Origin of the sequence: Bradyrhizobium erythrophlei (genome assembly GCF_900142985.1) — a bacterium.
Taxonomy (GTDB): Bacteria; Pseudomonadota; Alphaproteobacteria; order Rhizobiales; family Xanthobacteraceae; genus Bradyrhizobium; species Bradyrhizobium erythrophlei_B.
The window spans coordinates 4,509,104-4,528,136 of sequence record NZ_LT670849.1; the positions used below are offsets into that span (position 1 = coordinate 4,509,104).

The 19,033-nt window shown below is 60.7% G+C and carries 23 protein-coding genes, 1 tRNA gene and 1 pseudogene; 12 read left to right on the plus strand and 13 right to left on the minus strand.

Going from position 1 to position 19,033, the window contains the following annotated elements; translation table 11 throughout:
• Positions 1–2 precede the first annotated feature (2 nt).
• Entirely contained in the window at positions 3–911 is a 909-nt protein-coding gene (locus BUA38_RS21115) for a LysR family transcriptional regulator (RefSeq protein ID WP_072820873.1), read from the minus strand.
• 108 nt (positions 912–1,019) lie between these two features.
• Between BUA38_RS21115 and BUA38_RS21120 the strand changes: the two genes are divergently transcribed.
• Positions 1,020–1,475, plus strand: a complete 456-nt coding sequence (locus BUA38_RS21120) for a RidA family protein (RefSeq protein WP_197685867.1) — start codon at positions 1,020–1,022, stop codon at positions 1,473–1,475.
• 101 nt (positions 1,476–1,576) lie between these two features.
• Here the strand turns inward: BUA38_RS21120 and BUA38_RS21125 are convergent, their stop codons facing one another.
• Positions 1,577–2,014 carry a hypothetical protein gene (locus BUA38_RS21125; RefSeq protein ID WP_072820874.1) on the minus strand — a complete coding sequence of 146 codons (438 nt, stop codon included), beginning with the start codon at positions 2,012–2,014 and terminating at the stop codon, positions 1,577–1,579.
• A gap of 245 nt (positions 2,015–2,259) precedes the next feature.
• Between BUA38_RS21125 and BUA38_RS21130 the strand changes: the two genes are divergently transcribed.
• From BUA38_RS21130 to BUA38_RS21140, 3 genes are all read left to right on the plus strand, one after another.
• On the plus strand, positions 2,260–2,505 hold the full coding sequence (locus tag BUA38_RS21130; RefSeq protein WP_156898609.1) for a hypothetical protein: 246 nt from the start codon (positions 2,260–2,262) through the stop codon (positions 2,503–2,505).
• Positions 2,506–2,862: 357 nt separating this feature from the next.
• On the plus strand, positions 2,863–3,918 hold the full coding sequence (locus BUA38_RS21135; protein ID WP_072820878.1) for an alpha/beta hydrolase: 1,056 nt from the start codon (positions 2,863–2,865) through the stop codon (positions 3,916–3,918).
• Between the two features lie 85 nt (positions 3,919–4,003).
• Positions 4,004–4,498, plus strand: coding sequence for a DUF3237 domain-containing protein (locus tag BUA38_RS21140; protein WP_072820880.1), 495 nt, complete (start codon positions 4,004–4,006; stop codon positions 4,496–4,498).
• 52 nt (positions 4,499–4,550) lie between these two features.
• Here the strand turns inward: BUA38_RS21140 and BUA38_RS21145 are convergent, their stop codons facing one another.
• From BUA38_RS21145 to BUA38_RS21155, 3 genes are all read right to left on the minus strand, one after another.
• Positions 4,551–5,438 (minus strand): outer membrane protein, encoded by an 888-nt coding sequence (locus BUA38_RS21145; RefSeq protein ID WP_072820882.1) that lies wholly within the window; start codon positions 5,436–5,438, stop codon positions 4,551–4,553.
• Between the two features lie 98 nt (positions 5,439–5,536).
• Positions 5,537–5,932 carry a hypothetical protein gene (locus tag BUA38_RS21150; RefSeq protein WP_072820884.1) on the minus strand — a complete coding sequence of 132 codons (396 nt, stop codon included), beginning with the start codon at positions 5,930–5,932 and terminating at the stop codon, positions 5,537–5,539.
• 114 nt (positions 5,933–6,046) lie between these two features.
• Positions 6,047–6,649, minus strand: coding sequence for a hypothetical protein (locus tag BUA38_RS21155; RefSeq protein WP_156898610.1), 603 nt, complete (start codon positions 6,647–6,649; stop codon positions 6,047–6,049).
• Between the two features lie 244 nt (positions 6,650–6,893).
• Here BUA38_RS21155 and BUA38_RS21160 point away from each other — a divergent pair, with 244 nt between their 5' ends.
• Positions 6,894–7,145 (plus strand): hypothetical protein, encoded by a 252-nt coding sequence (locus tag BUA38_RS21160; protein ID WP_072820887.1) that lies wholly within the window; start codon positions 6,894–6,896, stop codon positions 7,143–7,145.
• Here BUA38_RS21160 and BUA38_RS38485 read toward each other — a convergent pair.
• A complete protein-coding gene (locus BUA38_RS38485; RefSeq protein WP_276328136.1) occupies positions 7,142–7,270 on the minus strand; it encodes a hypothetical protein in 129 nt (42 codons plus the stop codon). The genes BUA38_RS21160 and BUA38_RS38485 overlap by 4 nt on opposite strands.
• 161 nt (positions 7,271–7,431) lie before the next feature.
• Complete coding sequence (locus tag BUA38_RS21165) at positions 7,432–7,887, minus strand: VOC family protein (RefSeq protein WP_072820889.1); 456 nt, start codon at positions 7,885–7,887, stop codon at positions 7,432–7,434.
• Between the two features lie 323 nt (positions 7,888–8,210).
• Here BUA38_RS21165 and BUA38_RS36835 point away from each other — a divergent pair, with 323 nt between their 5' ends.
• Positions 8,211–8,384, plus strand: coding sequence for a hypothetical protein (locus BUA38_RS36835; RefSeq protein WP_156898611.1), 174 nt, complete (start codon positions 8,211–8,213; stop codon positions 8,382–8,384).
• Positions 8,385–8,526: 142 nt separating this feature from the next.
• Here the strand turns inward: BUA38_RS36835 and BUA38_RS21170 are convergent, their stop codons facing one another.
• On the minus strand, positions 8,527–8,769 hold the full coding sequence (locus BUA38_RS21170) for a hypothetical protein (RefSeq protein ID WP_156898612.1): 243 nt from the start codon (positions 8,767–8,769) through the stop codon (positions 8,527–8,529).
• A gap of 250 nt (positions 8,770–9,019) precedes the next feature.
• On the opposite strand from BUA38_RS21170, the gene BUA38_RS21175 reads away from it, so the two are divergent.
• A complete protein-coding gene (locus tag BUA38_RS21175) occupies positions 9,020–9,439 on the plus strand; it encodes a cupin domain-containing protein (RefSeq protein WP_072820893.1) in 420 nt (139 codons plus the stop codon).
• A gap of 27 nt (positions 9,440–9,466) precedes the next feature.
• On the opposite strand, the gene BUA38_RS21180 is transcribed toward BUA38_RS21175, so the two are convergent.
• The 4 genes and pseudogenes from BUA38_RS21180 to BUA38_RS21200 all read right to left on the minus strand — a co-directional run bounded on the left by BUA38_RS21180 (position 9,467) and on the right by BUA38_RS21200 (position 12,389).
• Positions 9,467–9,991: a lipocalin-like domain-containing protein gene (locus BUA38_RS21180; RefSeq protein WP_072820895.1), complete on the minus strand. Its 525-nt coding sequence runs from the start codon at positions 9,989–9,991 to the stop codon at positions 9,467–9,469.
• A 745-nt stretch (positions 9,992–10,736) separates the two neighbouring features.
• Positions 10,737–10,865 (minus strand): annotated as a pseudogene (locus tag BUA38_RS38100) (SOS response-associated peptidase); the annotation flags it as partial.
• A gap of 16 nt (positions 10,866–10,881) precedes the next feature.
• Positions 10,882–11,367 carry a cupin domain-containing protein gene (locus tag BUA38_RS21195; protein ID WP_072820900.1) on the minus strand — a complete coding sequence of 162 codons (486 nt, stop codon included), beginning with the start codon at positions 11,365–11,367 and terminating at the stop codon, positions 10,882–10,884.
• 251 nt (positions 11,368–11,618) lie between these two features.
• Positions 11,619–12,389 (minus strand): DUF4239 domain-containing protein, encoded by a 771-nt coding sequence (locus BUA38_RS21200; protein ID WP_083587677.1) that lies wholly within the window; start codon positions 12,387–12,389, stop codon positions 11,619–11,621.
• 848 nt (positions 12,390–13,237) lie between these two features.
• Here BUA38_RS21200 and BUA38_RS21205 point away from each other — a divergent pair.
• From BUA38_RS21205 to BUA38_RS21225, 5 genes are all read left to right on the plus strand, one after another.
• Complete coding sequence (locus tag BUA38_RS21205) at positions 13,238–14,239, plus strand: TRAP transporter substrate-binding protein (RefSeq protein ID WP_072820902.1); 1,002 nt, start codon at positions 13,238–13,240, stop codon at positions 14,237–14,239.
• 215 nt (positions 14,240–14,454) lie between these two features.
• Positions 14,455–15,030, plus strand: coding sequence for a TRAP transporter small permease (locus BUA38_RS21210; protein WP_072820904.1), 576 nt, complete (start codon positions 14,455–14,457; stop codon positions 15,028–15,030).
• Positions 15,030–16,313: a TRAP transporter large permease gene (locus tag BUA38_RS21215; RefSeq protein WP_072820906.1), complete on the plus strand. Its 1,284-nt coding sequence runs from the start codon at positions 15,030–15,032 to the stop codon at positions 16,311–16,313. The genes BUA38_RS21210 and BUA38_RS21215 overlap by 1 nt, the downstream gene beginning before the upstream one ends.
• A gap of 308 nt (positions 16,314–16,621) precedes the next feature.
• On the plus strand, positions 16,622–17,170 hold the full coding sequence (locus BUA38_RS21220) for a Spy/CpxP family protein refolding chaperone (protein ID WP_072820908.1): 549 nt from the start codon (positions 16,622–16,624) through the stop codon (positions 17,168–17,170).
• A 260-nt stretch (positions 17,171–17,430) separates the two neighbouring features.
• Positions 17,431–17,506: transfer RNA gene (locus BUA38_RS21225), tRNA-Lys, on the plus strand.
• A 347-nt stretch (positions 17,507–17,853) separates the two neighbouring features.
• Here the strand turns inward: BUA38_RS21225 and BUA38_RS21230 are convergent.
• Positions 17,854–18,987: a L,D-transpeptidase family protein gene (locus BUA38_RS21230; RefSeq protein ID WP_072820910.1), complete on the minus strand. Its 1,134-nt coding sequence runs from the start codon at positions 18,985–18,987 to the stop codon at positions 17,854–17,856.
• Between the last annotated feature and the right edge of the window lie 46 nt (positions 18,988–19,033).

The following is a 19,033-nucleotide window of genomic DNA, read 5'->3' on the forward strand; positions in this document are numbered from 1 at the left end:
GCCTAGGCGCGATCCCAGGGAGGATCGGGAGCGAAGCGACCCGCGATGAAATCGATGAAGCAACGTATCTTCGCGGGCGGATGGCGATCGGGCAGGTAAACGGCGTAAATGCCGCCAAGCGCGAAAGTCGGGTGGTCAAGCGCAAGCGCAACCAGATTGCCGGCGCGTAAATCGTCCGCCACGATGAAAGCGGGTTGATAGATCAGGCCATGTCCGGCGACCGCGGCGGCGCGCAACGCTTCGCCATTGTTGGCGCGCAGATTGCCGGAGATGCGGACTTTGACGTCGCCACGCGCGCCGAATATCCAGTGGTCGGTCACTTGCGAGAGCGTATAGCCGAGGCAATTGTGGTCGGTCAGGCTTGAAACGGTTTTCGGCCTGCCCTGTCTTTTCAGGTATGAAGGCGCCCCGCACAAAACCAGACGGGACGGTGCAAGGCGCCGCGCAATCAGGCTCGAGTCTCTGAGTTTGCCGATTCGTATCGCAAGGTCCCAACCCTCTTCGGCGAGATCGACGAGCCGATCGTTGAGGCCGAGTTCGATCGAGATGCGCGGATGAAGCGCGGAAAACTCGGTAAGCAGTGGCGCGATCTGGCTGCTGCCGAATACAACCGGCGCCGTTAGCCGAAGCAGCCCGCGCGGTTCTACCCGGTCGGCGCCGACGCTCGTGTCCGCTTCCTCGAACTCGGCCAGTATTCGCTCGGAAGCCTCCAGGTAGTTGCGCCCGGCCTCGGTGATCGAAAGCTTTCGCGTCGTGCGGTGAAACAGTTTGACGCCGAGGCGGCCTTCGATGGCCGCGATGTGCTTGGTGACCATGGTCTGCGAAAGACCGAGTGCGCGCGCGGCGGCTGAAAGGCTTCCGCACGAGGCAACCTTTGCGAAGACTTCGAGACCCGTCATTCGGTCGAGCACGGCAATCTCACTCTCCAGGTGTGAAGTGAATTCCGAAATTAGCGGATTAAGGATCGCGTGGGAATGATGGATAAGCGGCTGTCGGGATACGTTGATTGGGAGAGATGAATGAAGGCGCACGCGTTTTTATTGGCAGCGGCGGTCATGGCCGGCGGAATTGGCGCAGCCTGCACCGCCGAATATCTGACGAGCGATTTTCCGAAGAGCCGCGGCTATTCGCCGGCGGTCATCACCAAGGGCGGACGGACGATTTGGCTGGCAGGCGAGGGCGGCAACAAGGATGCGGCCGGGCACGATATCTCGGGTAACATCGAGGCGCAGACCAAGCTTGCATTCGACAATATTGCCCAGTCGCTGAAGCTCGCCGGCGGAAGCCTCGACAACGTCGTCAAGATGACGGTGTTCATCAAGAACGTGGAAGATGGAAACAAGTTCGTTGCGCTTCGCAAGAGCTTCTTCCCGTCCGGCAACTATCCGGCAAGCTCCCTGATCACCATCAAGGATCTGGCGCAGCCTGGATGGGTCATCGAGATCGACGCCGTCGCGGTCATCGGCGACGGCTAGGCGACGGCGGCCTGCCGCCACAGAGGCGCCGCACGCCACGCGTTCGAAGGGCAGCCGCATGCGCGACACGCAGCGGCTTGGCTTTCATGCCGGCAAGAATGTCAGCCGGCCTGGCTGTGCGATTTGCGCTTCGCCGGCTTTGCAGCCTCCACCGGCGGCGGCGATGGTGCGGGAGCCGCAACAGGTGCGGGACCATAGGTCTGCAATTCGCATTGATCCATGATGACGGCCAGCCGCGAGCCTTTGTAGGTGTCGTTTTCTAGAAACGTTGAGTAAGTGCGGCGCGGCGTGTCCGCCGGCGGATTTATTTCCCTGACGCAAACGAAATAGCTGCCCGGCCCGCGCTCGGTTCGTCGAACGGCAGAGATTTCCAGCGGGCTGACAAGCTTGGCTTCGCCAGCGATGGCGGCAACGGCGGCCGCGACCGCCGCGTCGGCCGGAGGCGATGGCGGCGCATAGGCCATTTCGACAGGACCCTGCGTGCTTGCGCATGCGCTCAACAGCAGAAACAACAGGATCGCGGCGTGATGGGTCTTCATGCCATTGGCTTCAGCGTCAAACCGAGACTTTTCTGTGGACGGGCGGCGACCGCCCTGAGGAAACGGGGACGACCTTGTGTTTCGCTTCGTTCACATTGATCGGCGCCGCGCCGGTGTCAGTCTTGGTTGGAGGAAACGGCAGGGCCGATTAGGACAACGATTCTGCTTGATCTATGTGAGCGCGCTCCCCGGCGGCATCTGAAACGATGCCCAGGGAATAAGCGTCTGTGCTGGAGGGAGCTAAGATGACAGGAGCCGTTTTTCAACCCGAGGTTATCGAACTCATGCGGTCCGTGCTGGACGAGGCGTCGGCCATGCTTCCTGAAGCGAAGCGAACGTCAACGGCCAAGGCCGACATCGCTTCCAACATTCTGGCTTGTGCAGCGAAGGGGGAGCGTGACCCGCTGGTGTTAAAGGCAGCCGCGCTTTCAGCGATCATCGAATGCAGCCGCTATTCGCACGACGTCTCGGAGAACAGGCGGGCGATCTGATCACCTGACGTCGGCGCCCCCGCCAGCTCAGCAGCTTCTTGATCAGCGTCGCGCCAAGAATGCGCCAGGAACAAGAATAATCTGAAGCAGCCGCTGCGTCGGAAACAGCCTGTTGAGCGCGGGGCCGGGGTTTGGGCGTTCCATCGCTCCCTGTCGGGAGATGGCGCAATCCGGTCTATCCGCGGAACGACCGGCGGACACGCCGGCGTTCATCCCGCGCGCGATGTTCATCTCCCGATCGCGGCCCACGGCCTTCTCCCCTGGTCCAGTGTTCCAGCCCTCCCGGAAACTCGCTAAGGTTCGCCCGCGACGCAGGGACACATAAGAATTCCCGCGCAATCCAGGGAGAGGCGACCCATGATAACAAGCTCCAGACTACGTCTTGCGGTTCTGGCCGCAGGCCTTTGCTTGCCGGCGACGGCTTTTTCGCTCGAGGCCAGCCTGCGCGAGGTCCCGGCAAAGGAAATCCCGGTGCCGACCGCTGGCGTCAGTCCGCAGGAGCAGGCCGTGATCGGCGCGGCGCTTCCGCCATACTGGAACGATCATCCCAAGGACGCCGCCGCCTGGAAGGCGCTGATCAACCTGCGCGCCGATGTGATCAACAAGACCCTGCCGGGCCTGCGCGAGAAGTTCGGCGTCAAGTCCGAGCAGGTCACGATCGCGGGCGTCAATTGCTACATTCTCACGCCGGACAATATTCCCGAACCGAACCGCAATCGCCTGCTGGTTCACGTGCATGGCGGCGGCTACGTCTTCGCCCCCGGCGAGGCCGCCACGCGCGAGGCGATCCTGATGGCAGGCATCGGCAAGTTCAAGGTGATCTCGATCGACTACCGCATGCCGCCGGATTTTCCCTATCCGGCCGCGATGGATGACGCGATGGCGGTGTGGAAAGAGGCGGTCAAGACGAACGACCCGAAGAAGATGGCGATCTTCGGCACATCGACCGGCGGCGGCATGACGCTGGCGATGGTGCTGCGGGCGCGAACTGAAGGATTGCCGCTGCCGGCGGCGACCGCGCCCGGCACGCCCTGGTCGGACATGACCAAGACCGGCGACACCTTCTTCACCAATGAGAAGGTCGACAACATCCTGGTCAGCAACGATGGCTGGCTCGGCGAGGCCGCCAGGCTCTATGCCAATGGTCACGACCTCAAGGATCCGCAACTCTCGCCGATCTATGGCGACCTCACCGGTTTTCCGCCGACCATTCTCACCTCAGGCACGCGCGATCTGTTCCTGTCCAATACCGTGCGCGTGCATCGCAAGCTCCGTCAGGCCGGCGTCGCCGCCGATCTCCACGTGTTCGAGGGGCAGTCGCATGCGCAATATGCCGGCGATCCCGATGCGCCCGAGACCAGGGAGCACTTTGGCGAGTTGACCGCCTTCTTCGACAGGTATCTGGCGAAGTAATTTTCCGTAAACACAACAGCAACGCCGTGGCCCACCAGCCGATCGTCACGGCCACTGATAAACTGGCTTGCAAGGGGAGAACACCATGACGACGCTGGCCTATGACAACCTTCCGGATGTGCAGAGATCAGTGAAGGCGCGGCCACTGTTCGCGATGCGGCTGAGCGTCCGGCCGCTACAGGTGGTCGGCGCGACGCCCGTGGGTGTTCGCCGCATCGGTGTGGTGTTCGGCGGGGTCTTCGAAGGCGAGCGACTGTCCGGCGAAGTTCTGGATGGCGGCAGTGACTGGCAGGTCCTGCGCCCCGATGGCGTGCTGACGCTCGACGTCCGCCTGGTGTTGAAAACCACCGACGGCGCCGAAATCGGCATGACATATCGGGGCCTGCGCCACGGCGCCGCCGATGTGCTGCAACGGATTGATCGCGGTGAGCGCGTCGATCCCGCGAGCTACTACTTCCGCATCAATCCGGTGTTCGAGACGGCATCGCCAACGTACGACTGGCTCAACCGCATCCTCTGCATCGGCATCGGCGACCGCCATGCCGATGGGCCGGTCTACAGCGTGTTCGAAGTCTTGTGAGGTGATCTGCTGACGCTAACTCCGGGTACCGTGCGAGCGGCGCCGCAACAGGTCAGTGGAATTGATAGTTCAGCCCGACACGCGCGATGTTGCCGTTGAAGCGCGTCGAGGTCTGCACGTTGTTGACGAAGTAATTCGGAACCGCAAAGCCGTTCAGCGGATCCGCCACCTGACTGCTCGAAGTCGCACGACCAAGGTCATAGTAGAGATATTCGACCTTGACCGACCATTGCCGTGTCCACATCCACTCCAGACCGCCGCCCGCTGTCCAACCGGCGCTCGTCTGCGAGAGGCTCGAGCCGGTGCTGAGATTGTTGCAAACGACCAGCGCGCAATTAAAACCAGTGACGAGATTCGATGTCGCGTTGGTGGATGTCCTCACCCCACCATAAGCGAGACCGCCGGTGCCATAGACAAGCAAGCCCGGAGTGGCCAGCCAACCCAGCCGCCCGCGCACGGTGCCGAGATAATCGATCGCTTTGGTGGCCGACAGGTTTGAACTCACAGTGCCCGAGCCGTCGGCCAAGGCAACGGTTGCATTGCTGGCGCCGCTGGCCCTGGAGGACGCGACGCCCTGAATGTCAGCCTCGAAGCCCGCGACCCAGTTATTGAATTGCCGATTATATCCAAATTGACCGCCGCCGATGAAGCCGCTGGCCTTGCCGGAGAACACGCCCGATGTGCCCTGAGCCGCTGCCGCTGCAGTCTCCGCGCCACCTCCGCAGATGCCGACGGGACAGAATTGGAGCGTGGTCGTGTTCACATTGATCGGGTCATCGCTCCATGTTCCGCCCACGTTGAAGCCGCCATACCACCCGGTCCAGCTATAGACCGGCGCGGGCGCAGGCGGCGGAGCCTTGACCGCCATGTCAGCCGCAAGCGCGGGCGTTCCGATCAGTGCGAGCGTGGCAATTGAGGAAATGAGCAGCCGCTTCTTCATGGCAGCCCTCGAAGTATGCCGGAAATCTACCATCGGGGCTGCCGAGGGGCTGTGACGGTTTTAGCACAGTGAAGCGAAAGATCGCCGGCGAAAGCCGGCTAACAGCCCCGGCAGATTCCGGTGAACGAGCTGACCTCGCGGGGGGCGGGCCGGCGATGGCGTGTCTTGCCTTTCGGCTCGACGGCATACGCGTCGATCGTGCGCTGCGAGGCATATGGGTAATAAGTCGGCGCAGCCGCGCGAGACGGCGCGATAGGCGCCTGGGGGACGGTGATCGTCGGGTTGTTGGCGCGGAGCGGCGGCACGCTCGCGGCGTTGCCGAAGCCGCTCAGATCGGTCGGCGACCTGGGATTGGCGGGCCCATACGGGATGCCGTTGATCGGCGTCATGCCGGCGCCGGCTGTGCCGGCAGGTGGCGTGAGCTGCGCCAAGGCTTCGCCTGCGAAGCAGACGCCAATCAGCACCGCTACAACCAGCGAAATGATGCGCGACATGTGGCTCTCCGGACCGGCACTTTCAACACGAATATAGGCAACACAAATATAGGACGCCTGTTCCCGTCATCACAGCCGTCATCATGCGATTTTGAAATGCCAGGGTGAGAGCCGCTACTGCCTGATCGTGTCGGTGATGCGGGCGCCGCCGTAGGGAAAGGCTGATGTCGCGTCCCAGACACCGGATGCCAAGCACGTGCGGAAAACGCGGCTGCAAACCCCTTCCGATCCCGTTGGCCCATATACGCGACGATACGATATGCAGCGTCCGAGTTGATTGGTGCATGTGCGTGAGCCGGCGCCGACATGGACGTGGTTCTTCGCGAGCGCTTGTTCGCACTCCTGAACCTGGCTCATGATGGATTGCATGACGGCTGGCGCCGGCAGGGTTTTCAACCCGTCGCGCTCGCCCACATTGATCCGGGGATTGGCGCAGGCGCTTTGGTAGGCGCGATACGTGCTCAAAATAGCCCGCTGCCTTCGCAGTCGCTCGCGAAAGATGGGTAGGGCCACCGGGCAAACTGCAAGGGTGACCTTCGCAGAAGCCGAAATGCCCGTAGCCCTTTCATAGGCGCGCAAATACCAATCGTCGTTCGATGTGGAGATGCGATTGTAATTCCGCGCCGCATCGCCGCAAGGAGTGGCGAGCGCAGTCGCCTGCGAAGCGAGACACAGGGCCGAGATCAACAGACCCCGGATCAGATAAGGCGCACGCATCGTTTCTTTCACCTCAAGCCGACATGCGCTTCGTAAGCAGCGCCGATCTCGGCGCCGCCGAAGCGAAAACGCTAGTTTACCGGAATGCGTGTAGTATTTCAGAACTTCTACCTGGATTGAAGGGCTCACGGCGGCGTGAAGGGAGCGGGATTCGCTGGGCGCATTAACCGATTTCATGCGCGGCGATTAAGGTTGCCGCGCGAATCGTGATTTGGGCCGGGGCATGGCTTGCTAAACTCGGGAGATGGAAACGACCACAGGGCCCCCGAAAGAGACCAAGACGGCCGAAGAGTTGGCGTCGATGATCCTCGCCGACCTGCGTCAGGTCGAGGGCTGTCCGAAGAAGGGCGTCACGGTCATTGTTTACGGCATTCCGTGGAAAGCGCTCTTGATGTTCGGTGCGGCCGCCGGCCCCGTCCGCAACAAGGCCGAGCTTCAGCGATTTTTCGAGATCATCACCGAGCGTTTGCAGCGGCTCTACGAAGCGATCGTTTAGGCGGACGGTCGCGGCGTGTAAGCGCGCGAACCAGGCAGGATCGTGCCGCCGTCGGCGCAGATCAGCGAGAGGCGATCATCCTGGGCTTCGCCCCGCGCTACCGGCTTGCAAAAGAAACCCGCCATTTGCGACGGGCGCCAAGTTTAGGGAGAAGCCGCACAAGGGCGGCAATCACTACGTTAGGCTGATTCGCTCGCTCGACGGTGTGCTCCAATTCACACAACGGCAAGTAAAGCTCGGTTACAACCCCGAACAGCCACCGGTTCCATCCAATCTCCTCGTCGGTTCAGCCGTAAGTGAAGTCCGGCTTGCTTTGCCCGACTTCGATAATATAGCCGTCCGGATCGCGAATGTAGCAGCGCGTCTCGCCGTACTTGACCTTTGGCTCCGTGATAAATTCGGCTCCTCGGCTTCGCCATAGTTCATAGCAGGCTTGAATATCGGCAACGCGGATATTCATGAAGCTGCTGACTGAATCGGGGTTGGCGGGGACGCTGAGCGTCACCGATGGCTTGTCGGGTGTCAGGCCGCCCCCGACGTTGACAATGAGCCACGTGTTCGCGATCTGGATGTAGCCCGGCACGCCCTTGCTGTCGCCTCTGCTCAGAATGGTACTGCCGAAGACCGTTTCGTAAAATCGAAGCGATCGCTCGATGTCGGCAACGGTGAGAAAATGTGCGACGGTAATGCCGTCCTTCGGCGGCATCTGATAGCTTTTCTGCTCGACGTGTACCTGGTTCATGGGCGACTCCAATTCGGATGTGCAATGAACTGAGGGAGGCAGATGGGGACGTCGTCCCGCACTCACCAATGCGGGGGACGGCAGTTCCATCCCGGAGCGCAGCATATCACCGTTACGATACGAATTTGGACTACTCGCGAAAATCAAAACTAGGCCACTCGGGGACGACGTAGGCCATGAGCTCCGGTCTGGATAGGTGAATTTGCGCCGACGGAGCCGAAGCGTTCTTGGCCTGCCGCTTGGGATTGCAAGTGCGGGCATTGACGTCGCCGCGCTGACCGCCGATGCTAGTGGAGTGATTTGACGAGGCGGAGAAGTATGACATGGGGCTCATATCAGTTCTGATCGGTGTGCTGGTCATCGTGGTCGTCGGAGCCATCTGCTTTTGGGCTATCGACAAGTTTGCCGCTGACCGGCGATTATCACAGCTTCTGAAGTTGCTCGTTGTACTCATTTGCCTCGGCGCAATTTTGCAGCGAGTGCTTCCGCTGATTTAAGTGTCGCGCGGGGTGTCGTGGTCGCTTGGCTTCGAAGATCTTGCAGGGCCGCCAGTTTCCGCGTTTGCACCGTCACGCTTTTGCTACCCCGCCAATTCGGGCGAGGTAGCGTAGCTTATCGGCTCAAGGGCTCTACAGGACGTTAGCTTCCCGGAGGATTCAGCACGGGGCCGTCGTTGCGCGGAGCCGAGGGGTTGAAGCGATCGAGTGCCGGCGGAGCGACACTGATTGACCCGACTTGATCATAGCTTCCCCGGTAGTCCGAAATATCGCGGCCGAAATACGCCTTGCTCCGGTTGTGGTGGTGCTCGGACGCCGCCGCCGTTTCAACCGCCGATCCCGAGATCAGCAGCACGCCAAACATGACAAGAAATGTTCTTTGCATGGTCGTCTCCTTAGACATCGTGGGTTATTGCGCGTGTTGATGCGACCAGGCATCAATTCAGTCGAACGTAGGCTGCACGCCGAGGAGCCAGTGTCGGCTAGTTCACATCTCACGAGGTCTTGACGTATGCGCGCTGACGGTCCGCGGTGACCTGTACGGATAGGAAGGCGGGCGCGCGGATCGCCTGCGTTGCCATGCGGCGGGAAACACGCGATGGTTTCGGACATGGTTCGACGAGGAGCTTCGATCGATGTCTGATGAAGTGCGGATTGGCTTGCTGCGATTGAAGTTTCTGATCGACGACGCCGACAACGGCGGCAAGGTGGCGATGTTCGAGATGACGGTGCCGGAGCAGGCGAAGGTGCCTGCCGCGCATTACCATCGCGACTTCGAGGAGATCTGGTATGGCCTCGGCGGCACGTTGACCGTCACGGTCGACGGGGTGGCGCACCGGTTGCAGTCGGGCGACGCCCTGTTCGTGCCGCGCGGCGCCGTGCACCGCTTCGACAATCTCGACACTGGCGATGCCCGCGCGCTCATCACCTTGACCCCGGCCGTCGCTGGTAAAAAGTATTTCGAGGAAATCGGAGCCGTCGTGAATGCGGGCGGACCGCCCGACATGGCGAAGGTCAAGGCCGTCATGGAGAAGTACGGCCTGATCGTGGCGTGAGGTGAATGCTTACGGTCGAAGAACCCGTCAGAGCTTTTGCCAGATGAGCGTAATGACGATCATCTTGCCATCGATTGGGCTTGCTTGCGGCCGCGTCGTGTAAATCACACGGTCGCCATCGACCGTCACATCCCTGACGAACGTGGTGCCGCAGCGAATTTCGTCCGAGCAGATGTCGACGTGATGGGTCACGGTCTTGCCATCGAACTCGTAACTGCCCCCGTAGGCCAGCATGGTGCGGAAGAGCTGGGCACGCTGATGGTCCGTCAGCTTCGCCGAACTCTCTGCCTTGGGCCTGTCGCCATAGGTAATCAGGACCAGCATGCGGCCATCCGCGCCATACATGATGGAGCCCTTCGCATTCTCGTCGGGCACGTCCTCGCCCGTATCGAGATGCCTCGTGGACGAGCTGATGAGCCGGTACGTGCCGGCCAGTTCGGTGCCTGCGGCAAGCGCGGGGCGCGCCGACATCAACGCCGCGGCCAGTGCCAGCATTGGCGCGCCGGCCACAGGCAGCAGGCCGAGAGCGATGATCCATTTCGCAAGTTGCATGTTCGATCCCGTAGGATTGCTAGATGGCGGATGGTTCTCGTGTCGAGAGCTGGAATCGTCGCATGTCCCGCGACGCGCCGACCGCTCAACGCACACCAAGCGCGCCCGCATTTGACGACTGGCGCAAAGGACGGACTCGTCTGCGAAGTCGAACTTCAGGTCCAAGCAGTCCGCTTCAATGTTGAGCTATTCAATCGGCGTGGATTTTGTCGGCCTCAGGCTTTTTGTCCTTCGCGCCGAACATCGCGCCAAACATGATGATGGGTAGGTAAAAGAAAAGCATGGCAATATCCTCCATTGCCACGACAACACGCGGTTATCCGCGCACGTTCCCAGGATAAATAGCCGAGTTTCTGGAACGCTTTCGTCCCCTATCGAGCTACCTTGTGCTTCTCGGCTGGCTTGTGGCGCTGCTCGGCGTTACCGAAGGCTTCGCGGATCGGCTCAACCCATGGCATTCGGCGATGTCAAGGCAACATGCCCGGCTCGACGAGCTTCATTCGAGGATTGGATGCCAACCAATTTTTGATGCACGCTTCCCGCGTAGCCCCGGTCGCCACCACGCAGCGAACCTTCCGGCCTGCGCGTTGAGCAGTTACAATCTGAGAAATCCAGGGACGATCATCGGTCATTGGCCCTTCGACTGAAAAGGTGCCAGCGTTGTCGTCCCTCAAAATTAGAAAGAATGGTTTTTGAGCCACCGGAGCCGGTCCTTGCGAAACTCACCACCAAGACATTAGCAGGAAATCACCGGGGCCGGGTAGTCAGGAAAGACGCCGGGTATCGGTGCGAGATTGCCTACGTAGCGATTGACCACGCGGAAGAGCGCGATCATGGGGGCTTGGTTGGTGGTGGTGCTGTAGAGGTTGCACACCGGCGCGCGTCGTACGTTAATGCTTGTATTCCAGCCAGAACGGTTGAGATGGGTCTTGGGGAGTAGTGCTGGTCGGACCGTATCCGATCGCCTCAACGATTACCTCTTCATCGCCAGCGGAGCCATCCCAGTGCACTGCTTTGGCCGGGTGCAGCATGTAGCTCCCCGGCTTAAGAGCTACGGCGTGATCAGGATCGAATGTGTCGCCCGTTCCTGTGTACCACGTACCTTTGAGAACAGTGATGTGTCGGTCTTCGCCGTGCCAATGTGGCCGGTCCATCACATGAGGCGGGAATTTGACACGCGTCACGTAGATGCCGGGCTTGGTCGGGTCGCCCATAACAACGGCGAGTTGAGCGCCGTGACCGTTCGGGAAGTCTTTCCAGTTTACTTCGTCGGGTGTGATCCGGACGAAGCCCTTATCGTCCGTTGCGGCCAGCGCCGACAAACCAATAAGAGCGCACGCAAGCACGGGCATGAACCTTGGAAGCAGACCTGTCATCGTTTTCCTCCCAAAAAATGGTCTCGCTATTTGACCCACTCTCGAAGTCCGATCGCTCACTACTCTACCACACTGATGTCATCTCAGGCTGAAATCTCTGTGCTATTGCCGCTGCCGGTGATGTTGGGTCCGGCTGCATGCGCATCCGCAGAGCGATCAGGGCAAATCACCGGCACGATTCCGCCCGTCTCGCGCCCGAGAAGAAGGGGCGTATCGCGATCGTCGCGAACGTTGGGCTCAGAGAGAGCACGCTAGCGCGGCAGCGCCACAAGTGCGTTGCGGAGCGGCTCGTCGGAAATCCTCATCAAGCCGGCGAACGGCTGGCTCAGTTCCAGGATCAGGAAGATTGCGGCGGACGCGGCCAAAGAGAAGATGCAGAGGATGGTGACCGTCCTCGCATTGCTTTCCGCAAACAGGCTGATGCTTGCGAAGATCAGCGCCAGCCAGCCCACCAGCACGATCAGGAAGGGAATCGGGATCGAGCCGGTGGTCGAGGTGAACAGCAGGAGGCGCGTCTTGCCGATCTCGATCAGGGCATCCATCGCCCGCGACTGATAGAACCGCTGCGCGTCGGTTTTCGGAGCGAGTTTGAGAACCTCATCATAAATCGCCAGCGACTGCGCATCGGCATGAAATGGCCTCTGGCTTGCGAATACCGGCTGGCCCTCGCTCCATATTCGAGCGGCCGCAATACCGACGTCGCTCCGCAGCAGCGCCCGGACGGCTTCCGCGTCCGGCCCAAACAGCACAAGCGTGTTGTCCAGCAGGATGACGTGGGCGATCAATTGCTTGATTTGGCTGCTTTCGGCCTCGTATCTGCCGTTGGCTGATGCGATCAGAAGACCGAGCACGAGCGATGCAAGCGTGGCAATCAGCGCGGTGCCTTGCCGCACGACATCCTTGGTGTCGCCACTCAGATGGTGATCGGGCAGCTTGCGGCGCACGAAGATGCCGAGAAACGTGCCTCCGAAAATGCAGACGAAGGCTGCGAGCGACATCAATAGCGGCGTCATTGCGGTCATCCGCCGGGCTCCCTGACCTAACGCGATGTTTTTATTTGACAGGGATCAGACAGGCGATCCCTGATTTGCCCGTCGCGTTAATCCGCCGCAGGCGTTTCGCTTGTGACGACGGGCAAATCACCGGCACGATTCCGCCCGTCTCGCGCCCGAGAAGACGGGCGTATCGCGATCGTCACGGACGTTGGGCGCGGGATGCGGTGGACGCGAGCGTTGCGCCAGGACGAAGCGCAGTGCCGCGGACGGCGAAGTCGTGTGGGCCTGATATCCCGACGCTGATATCCGGTGCAACGCGCGAGCGTTGTCACCTACGGAGACAACAAAGCCCGGTCTCCGGGGCGAGCACGAAGGAAGCCGTTAAAACCATTCGCGCAGGGAAGGCCGGGCGACGTCCGGTGAACCTGTGGTGACTTGTCTGCGTGCTTTCTATTTTTTGCACGCGGAGCTGCGGGTGCATCGGTGCGCCCGGCTTTCCCAGCGCCCTCGGTTTGAGGGCAGTGCTCATAGCTCGGGCGGAATGCGCCGCGGGAAGGCGAGGGTGTGTTTACAAAGGAAGCGGCAACATCTGCGTGTCCCGGACGCGTTGCGGCGTGCAATGCCGCAGCGCTGAGCCGGGACCCATCATGGACCCCGGATCAGCAGCGCATCACGCCGCTGTTGCGGCGCGCTGCGCAGCGTCCGGGGAAGGCAAGAGCGGATTTGTGCACCGCAGCAACCGGCGCGTTCACCACCCTGCCAAGGGGGAATGGCCTTTCCGTCGCCTTCTCTCTAAAAGGTGCGGGAGAGCGTTTAAGAAAAGTCTGGGAAGCGGGCAAAAGCACGCCTCCCGAACGAGATGAGCGGGAGGAAGCATGCGTAGACTGGTTTGGGCGGCGGCAGCAGCCGCGCTGGTGTTGGCAGGACCTGCGGCGGCGCAGTCGCCGATCGTGATCAAGTTCAGCCACGTCGTGGCCGCCGACACGCCCAAGGGCAAGGCCGCCGAAAAATTCAAGGAACTGGCCGAGAAATACACCGCCGGCAAGGTGAAGGTCGAAGTCTATCCGAACTCGACGCTCTACAAGGACAAGGAAGAACTCGAAGCCTTGCAGCTCGGCGCCGTGCAGATGCTGGCGCCGTCGAACTCGAAGTTCGGTCCGATCGGGATCAGGGAATTCGAGGTGTTCGACCTGCCGTACATCCTTCCCGATCTTGCGACCTTGCGCAAAGTCACCGACGGACCTTTGGGCGCAAGATTGCTCAAGCTGCTCGACTCCAAGGGAATGACGGGTCTGGCCTACTGGGACAACGGCTTCAAGGAAATGTCGGCCAACCGCAAGCTGGTCGCGCCCTCCGACTACAAAGGCCTGAAATTCCGCATCCAGTCGTCGAAAGTGCTGGAAGCGCAATTCCGCACGCTGGGCGCGATTCCGCAGGTGATGGCGTTCTCGGATGTCTATCAGGCGCTGCAAACCGGCGTGGTCGACGGCCAAGAGAACACCTGGTCGAACATGTACACCCAGAAAATGCACGAGGTGCAGAAATACGCCACCGTCACCACCCACGGCTACATCGGTTACGTCGTGGTCGTGAACAAGAAGTTCTGGGATGGCCTGCCAGCGGATGTCCGCGAGGCTTGCGCGAAAGCGATGAAGGAAGCGACCGACTACGGCAACAACCAGTCCGCCAAGGAAAACGACGACGCGCTGGAAGAGATCAAGAAGTCCGGCAAGACCGAGATCGTCACGCTGTCGGCTGAGCAGAACGAGGCGATGCGCAAGGCGATGATGCCGGTCTACAAGGACGTCGCGTCGCGGGTGGGCCAACCCTTGATCGACGAATTCCTGAAGGAGACGGGCCGCAGCCCGATGAATTGAGCGGTAGCTGAACGCGAACCGTGACAAGTTGCTACGTCATGCCCGGGCATAGCCGTTCGGAAGAACGGCGTCGCTTCCGCTAGCCTATGTCCCGGGCATCCACGTCTTGGCACGGATCAATAAGAAAGACATGGATGGCCGGACAAGCCCGGCCATGACGAGTAATAGGCAGAGGTTATGCTGGCTGGTGTCCGGTCAGGCTGATGGGGGGCTAGGTGTTCTTACGTATTCTCGACCGGCTCGAGGAAATCATCATCGCGAGCCTGATGGGCGCCGCGACGCTGATTACCTTCGTCACCGTGGTGCATCGCTTTCTCGTCGATGTGCCGGTGCTGTATCCGTATTTGTTCTGGATCAATCTCGCCTGGTCGCAGGAACTCTGCATCTACATGTTCATCTGGATGGCGAAGTTCGGCGCGGCCTATGGCGTGCGCACCGGCATCCATGTCGGCGTCGACGTGCTGATCAAGCGGCTCAATGACCGCTGGCGCAAGGGCGTGATCCTGTTCGGCCTGATGGGCGGCGCCCTGTTCACCGCGATCGTCGGCACCATGGGCGCGAAATTCGTCTACGAGCTGATGCACACCGACCAAGTGTCGCCTGACCTCGAGATCCCGAGTTGGATCGTCTACGGCTGCATTCCGCTCGGCTCCTACCTGATGTGCTTCCGCTTCCTTCAGGTGTGCTGGACCTACTTCTGGACCGACGAACTGCCGCATCATGATGCGACCAATGTCGACGGCATCGAGGTCGTCTCTCCCAAAGCGCCTGTTGCGATGGGAGAAGCCTGATGAGCGCCGCGCTGATTTTCGGACTGCTGTTCGCGCTGATGCTGACGGGCATGCCGATCTCGATTTCGCTCGGCCTCACCGTGTTGATGTTCCTGTTCACGATGACGGAAGTGCCGATCGAAAGCGTCGGCCTGAAACTGTTTTCCGGCCTCGACAATTTCGGGATCATGGCGATTCCGTTCTTCATCCTCGCCGGCACGTTTTTGACGCGCGGCGGCGTGGCGCGGCGCATGATCGCGTTCACGACGTCGTTGGTCGGCCATCTGCCGGGCGGGCTGGGGCTCGCGGGCGTTGCGGCCTGCGCGATGTTTGCCGCGATCTCCGGCTCGAGCGTGGCGACGGTGGTTGCGATCGGCTCGATCATGCTGCCGGCGATGGTCGAGCATGGCTATCCGCAGCGCTTCGGCGTCGGCGTGATCTCGACCTCGGGCGCGCTCGGCATCCTGGTGCCGCCCTCGATCATCCTCGTGCTCTATGGTGTCTCCACCAACACCTCGATCGGCGCGCTGTTCATGGCCGGCATCGTGCCCGGCATCCTGCTCGCTCTGATGCTGGCGGCGGTGACCTGGTTCATCGCCTACCGCCGGGGCTATCCAAGGATGCCGCGCGCCACCCTTGGCGAACAGGTGAAGGCGTTCCGCGAAAGCGTCTGGGGTCTGGCGCTGATCGCCATCGTGCTGGGCGGCATCTATGGCGGCGTCTTCACGCCGACCGAAGCAGCTGCCGTGGCCGCGACCTACGCCTTCTTCATCACCGTGTTCATCTACAAGGAGCTCAAACTAAAAGAAGTCGGCAAGGTGCTGTTGCAGGCGGCGAGCATGTCCTCGATGCTGCTCTACATCATCACCAACGCGGTGCTGTTCTCGTTCCTGATGACGCACGAACAGATCCCGCAGGAAATGGCGGCCTGGATCATCGACAAGCATTTCGGCGTCTGGACCTTCCTGCTGGTGGTCAACATCATCCTGCTCGCGGCCGGCAACGTCATGGACCCGTCATCGATCCTCCTGATCATGGCGCCGATCCTGTTTCCGCTCGCGACCAAGATCGGCATCCATCCGGTGCATCTGGGCGTGCTGATGATCGTCAATACCGAGGTCGGGCTCTGCCATCCGCCGGTCGGTCTCAACCTTTATATTGCCAGCGGCATCGCAAAAATGGGCATCAGCGAGATCACGGTCGCGGTGCTGCCGTGGTTGTGCGCGATGCTGGTTTTCTTAGGGCTGATCACCTACGTGCCGGAGATTTCGCTCTGGCTGCCGCGGCTGCTCGGCATGATTTAGTGGTCTAATCCTTTGTCGTGATTGGAGTGTTTCCAATCGTGAACGGAATTAAATCTTGGTAAGAGTGGCGTTCGTTGCCGAACTGTAAGTTGAATGCGGAGGCGCGCATGCCCATTCTTCGTCCACCTACTAGTGGTCCAATTCTAACATTCGTATCCCTTCTCAGCGGGCACTCTTGCGAATGTTAGAATTGAAGGACCACTAGCAAATTTAACGTTCTGGTGGAGTTTGGGATTTGACATTCGCCTGTCGGACCCGCGGCTAGGTGGGTAGCGAATGTCAAATCCACTCCACCGAGGGAGGTTGACATGAGGAAGTTTGCTATCGCCGGCGTTGCCGCGCTCGCCATCGCTGCCACCACGGCGGTCTATGCCCAGCATAGCTGGTTTCATGATCACATGATGGGGCATACCCGGATGAGCGCCGAGGATCGCGCGGCGATGGCTGACGCCAAGATCGCGGCGGTACATGCCGGATTGAAGCTGAGCGCGGACCAGGAAAAGCTGTGGCCGCCGGTCGAGAGCGCGGTGCGCGATCTCGTCAAGATCAGGATCGATCGCGCCAAGGCGCGCGAGGCCGCCGAAGCCGCCGCCAATGGCGCCGATCTGCAGCAGCCCGATCCGGTGACGCGTCTGCGCAACCGCGCCGACCGGATGGCTGCGACCGCCACCGCCCTGAAGAAGATCGCCGATGCGGCCGATCCGCTCTACAAGACTTTGGACGACGGCCAGAAGCGCCGTCTCGCGATGCTCACCCACTGGAACCGTGAAGGCGGAGGCTGGCGCGGCCGCTTCCAGCGCGGCATGATGGGCGGCGATCGTGACGGCGACCGCGGCCCGGATTCCGGGCGGCTCTGACCGCATCCGATTTTCGTCGATCGGCATCCTTATCTGCGTCAAGCCGCCGGAAATCCCGGCGGCTTTTTCGCGAACGGAGCGGCCGGCGGAGGCCCGCGCGCCGCCTCTCGCGGGGAATTGCCCGAATCCGGTGGATTTTCCGGCAGTTACGCGCCGCGCAGGAGGGCCGAAAATGCCCACAGGCTTGCTGGACATCGTAAGGTCGCTTTGCTAAACGACGCCCTCTTGCGGTGGCCCTTTCCGGACTACTTTGAAGTTCCGGGCGCATAGCTCAGTTGGTAGAGCAGCTGACTCTTAATCAGCGGGTCCCAGGTTCGAGCCCTGGTGCGCCCACCATCCTCAAGAGATTGGCCCGCAAGGGCTTTTGACCGGAAGTAGCGCTCGGAGCGTCAAACCGACGCGATCGACCCATCGCGGATGTTTGACGCTTCGGCCTGATACCAGCGGCTAGATTTATGCAGCAGCCAAAGGACCGGCCGTTTGTCCGCTCAAGGCCCTTAACGGGTGTAGCCGTTCAATTGCGAAGCCCGCCTTCATCGCGGCAAAGCAGATCATTTGACGGAATAGATCGTTGGAAGCTGAACGGGGAAGACCGCCCCAGCGAGCCCCATCCCTTGACGTCCGCTGACGGTCATGACGCTCACACATTCCAATCGGTTCACCCGTGAAGCAAACCCAGCAGTTTAGCACCGATATCCTACCAGGGCGCTCGATAAGAAGCTGGCACGAGCCAGATCACACGCAGTCGGTTTAGAGAACGAAGTGCCGAACCATTTACTCGTCAACGAACCATCGTTGTCGACCCAGGGAATCGGCGGCAGTTGCGGGAAATAAGGTCCCCCCCACGGCAGCACTTTCGAAAGCGTCACTCTGCCCGGAAACTGTGCGAGGAAAGCCGGGTTCATTCCGCCGTCCAGTCCGCTGTAGATTGGCGCGGCTGGCACGTTGTCTTGAAGCAATTGCGCGTATTCAAGCTCGTCGGTGCGTTGTTTCTCCAGCGCCCGCCGCGCGATTTGCGGATTCACGACAAAGGCGGGGCATTTATCGGTGGGATTGAACACAAGAGGATTCGGCGAATTTGGAGGAGGTTGCGCATCGAATACATAGAGACGATTGCATACATCCACCTTAGGTTCGAGATGCGTCGTCTCGAAGTGATCGTTGCCGATCTTGAGCATTTTCCAGAAGGCCAAGTTCGGACTACTTCGATGCCGCGCCAGATTCGTCGGCGTCAAGCGGAACGGATAGGCCTGGACCTGAAATGACGGCCGGCCGCCGAGGAACGAGTCGCGCGCTAGCGAGTAGATCTCGCTTATCTGTTCGTCGGTCATGGCATAGCAACCGCTCGACGAGCAGTCGCCGTGGATCATGAGCAAGCTGCCGTCGCGCTTGTTCGCTTTGTCGAAGTTGTTGGGGTAGCCGACGTTGATTGCAAGATAGAAGTTGGAGTTGGGATTCATCAACTCGGGTGTAATTGTATAGAATCCCTCTGGAGCCTGCCGGTCGCCCTCCTGCAACTTCGGCCCAAGATCGCCCGACCACCGACAGATCGGATAGATCTTGAGGATCTGGAAAAGGCCGGTGGTGTCCTGTTTCCAGACTTCGAGCTCCGCCTCTTCCTTGAAAACGCGCACAACGATAGGTGAATATTTTGGCATCTTCTTTTGTCGGAGCAGCGAGAGCAACTCGGGCGGTAGCTCCTTTGTTGCCTTAGTCGGCAACCGATTGCTGTTTTCGCCAAGGCACGTGACCGGCGTCAACCCCGCGGCAAAGGCCGCCATCAGCACAAGTGCACGGAGTACCGTAGCGCGGATCATTACTGCACCTCTGACGCGGAACCCTTCCTATCTGGAAGCCTGTAGT

Excerpts from the sequence above, each read along its gene's own strand:
- BUA38_RS21120 (WP_197685867.1), top strand. The coding sequence starts at position 1,020 with ATGAAGGCGCACGCGTTTTTATTGGCAGCGGCGGTCATGGCCGGCGGA.
- BUA38_RS21125 (WP_072820874.1), bottom strand. The coding sequence starts at position 2,014 with ATGAAGACCCATCACGCCGCGATCCTGTTGTTTCTGCTGTTGAGCGCA.
- BUA38_RS21130 (WP_156898609.1), top strand. The coding sequence starts at position 2,260 with ATGACAGGAGCCGTTTTTCAACCCGAGGTTATCGAACTCATGCGGTCC.
- BUA38_RS21135 (WP_072820878.1), top strand. The coding sequence starts at position 2,863 with ATGATAACAAGCTCCAGACTACGTCTTGCGGTTCTGGCCGCAGGCCTT.
- BUA38_RS21140 (WP_072820880.1), top strand. The coding sequence starts at position 4,004 with ATGACGACGCTGGCCTATGACAACCTTCCGGATGTGCAGAGATCAGTG.
- BUA38_RS21145 (WP_072820882.1), bottom strand. The coding sequence starts at position 5,438 with ATGAAGAAGCGGCTGCTCATTTCCTCAATTGCCACGCTCGCACTGATC.
- BUA38_RS21150 (WP_072820884.1), bottom strand. The coding sequence starts at position 5,932 with ATGTCGCGCATCATTTCGCTGGTTGTAGCGGTGCTGATTGGCGTCTGC.
- BUA38_RS21155 (WP_156898610.1), bottom strand. The coding sequence starts at position 6,649 with ATGCGTGCGCCTTATCTGATCCGGGGTCTGTTGATCTCGGCCCTGTGT.
- BUA38_RS21160 (WP_072820887.1), top strand. The coding sequence starts at position 6,894 with ATGGAAACGACCACAGGGCCCCCGAAAGAGACCAAGACGGCCGAAGAG.
- BUA38_RS38485 (WP_276328136.1), bottom strand. The coding sequence starts at position 7,270 with ATGGCGGGTTTCTTTTGCAAGCCGGTAGCGCGGGGCGAAGCCCAGGAT.
- BUA38_RS21165 (WP_072820889.1), bottom strand. The coding sequence starts at position 7,887 with ATGAACCAGGTACACGTCGAGCAGAAAAGCTATCAGATGCCGCCGAAG.
- BUA38_RS36835 (WP_156898611.1), top strand. The coding sequence starts at position 8,211 with ATGGGGCTCATATCAGTTCTGATCGGTGTGCTGGTCATCGTGGTCGTC.
- BUA38_RS21170 (WP_156898612.1), bottom strand. The coding sequence starts at position 8,769 with ATGCAAAGAACATTTCTTGTCATGTTTGGCGTGCTGCTGATCTCGGGA.
- BUA38_RS21175 (WP_072820893.1), top strand. The coding sequence starts at position 9,020 with ATGTCTGATGAAGTGCGGATTGGCTTGCTGCGATTGAAGTTTCTGATC.
- BUA38_RS21180 (WP_072820895.1), bottom strand. The coding sequence starts at position 9,991 with ATGCAACTTGCGAAATGGATCATCGCTCTCGGCCTGCTGCCTGTGGCC.
- BUA38_RS21195 (WP_072820900.1), bottom strand. The coding sequence starts at position 11,367 with ATGACAGGTCTGCTTCCAAGGTTCATGCCCGTGCTTGCGTGCGCTCTT.
- BUA38_RS21200 (WP_083587677.1), bottom strand. The coding sequence starts at position 12,389 with ATGACCGCAATGACGCCGCTATTGATGTCGCTCGCAGCCTTCGTCTGC.
- BUA38_RS21205 (WP_072820902.1), top strand. The coding sequence starts at position 13,238 with ATGCGTAGACTGGTTTGGGCGGCGGCAGCAGCCGCGCTGGTGTTGGCA.
- BUA38_RS21215 (WP_072820906.1), top strand. The coding sequence starts at position 15,030 with ATGAGCGCCGCGCTGATTTTCGGACTGCTGTTCGCGCTGATGCTGACG.
- BUA38_RS21220 (WP_072820908.1), top strand. The coding sequence starts at position 16,622 with ATGAGGAAGTTTGCTATCGCCGGCGTTGCCGCGCTCGCCATCGCTGCC.
- BUA38_RS21230 (WP_072820910.1), bottom strand. The coding sequence starts at position 18,987 with ATGATCCGCGCTACGGTACTCCGTGCACTTGTGCTGATGGCGGCCTTT.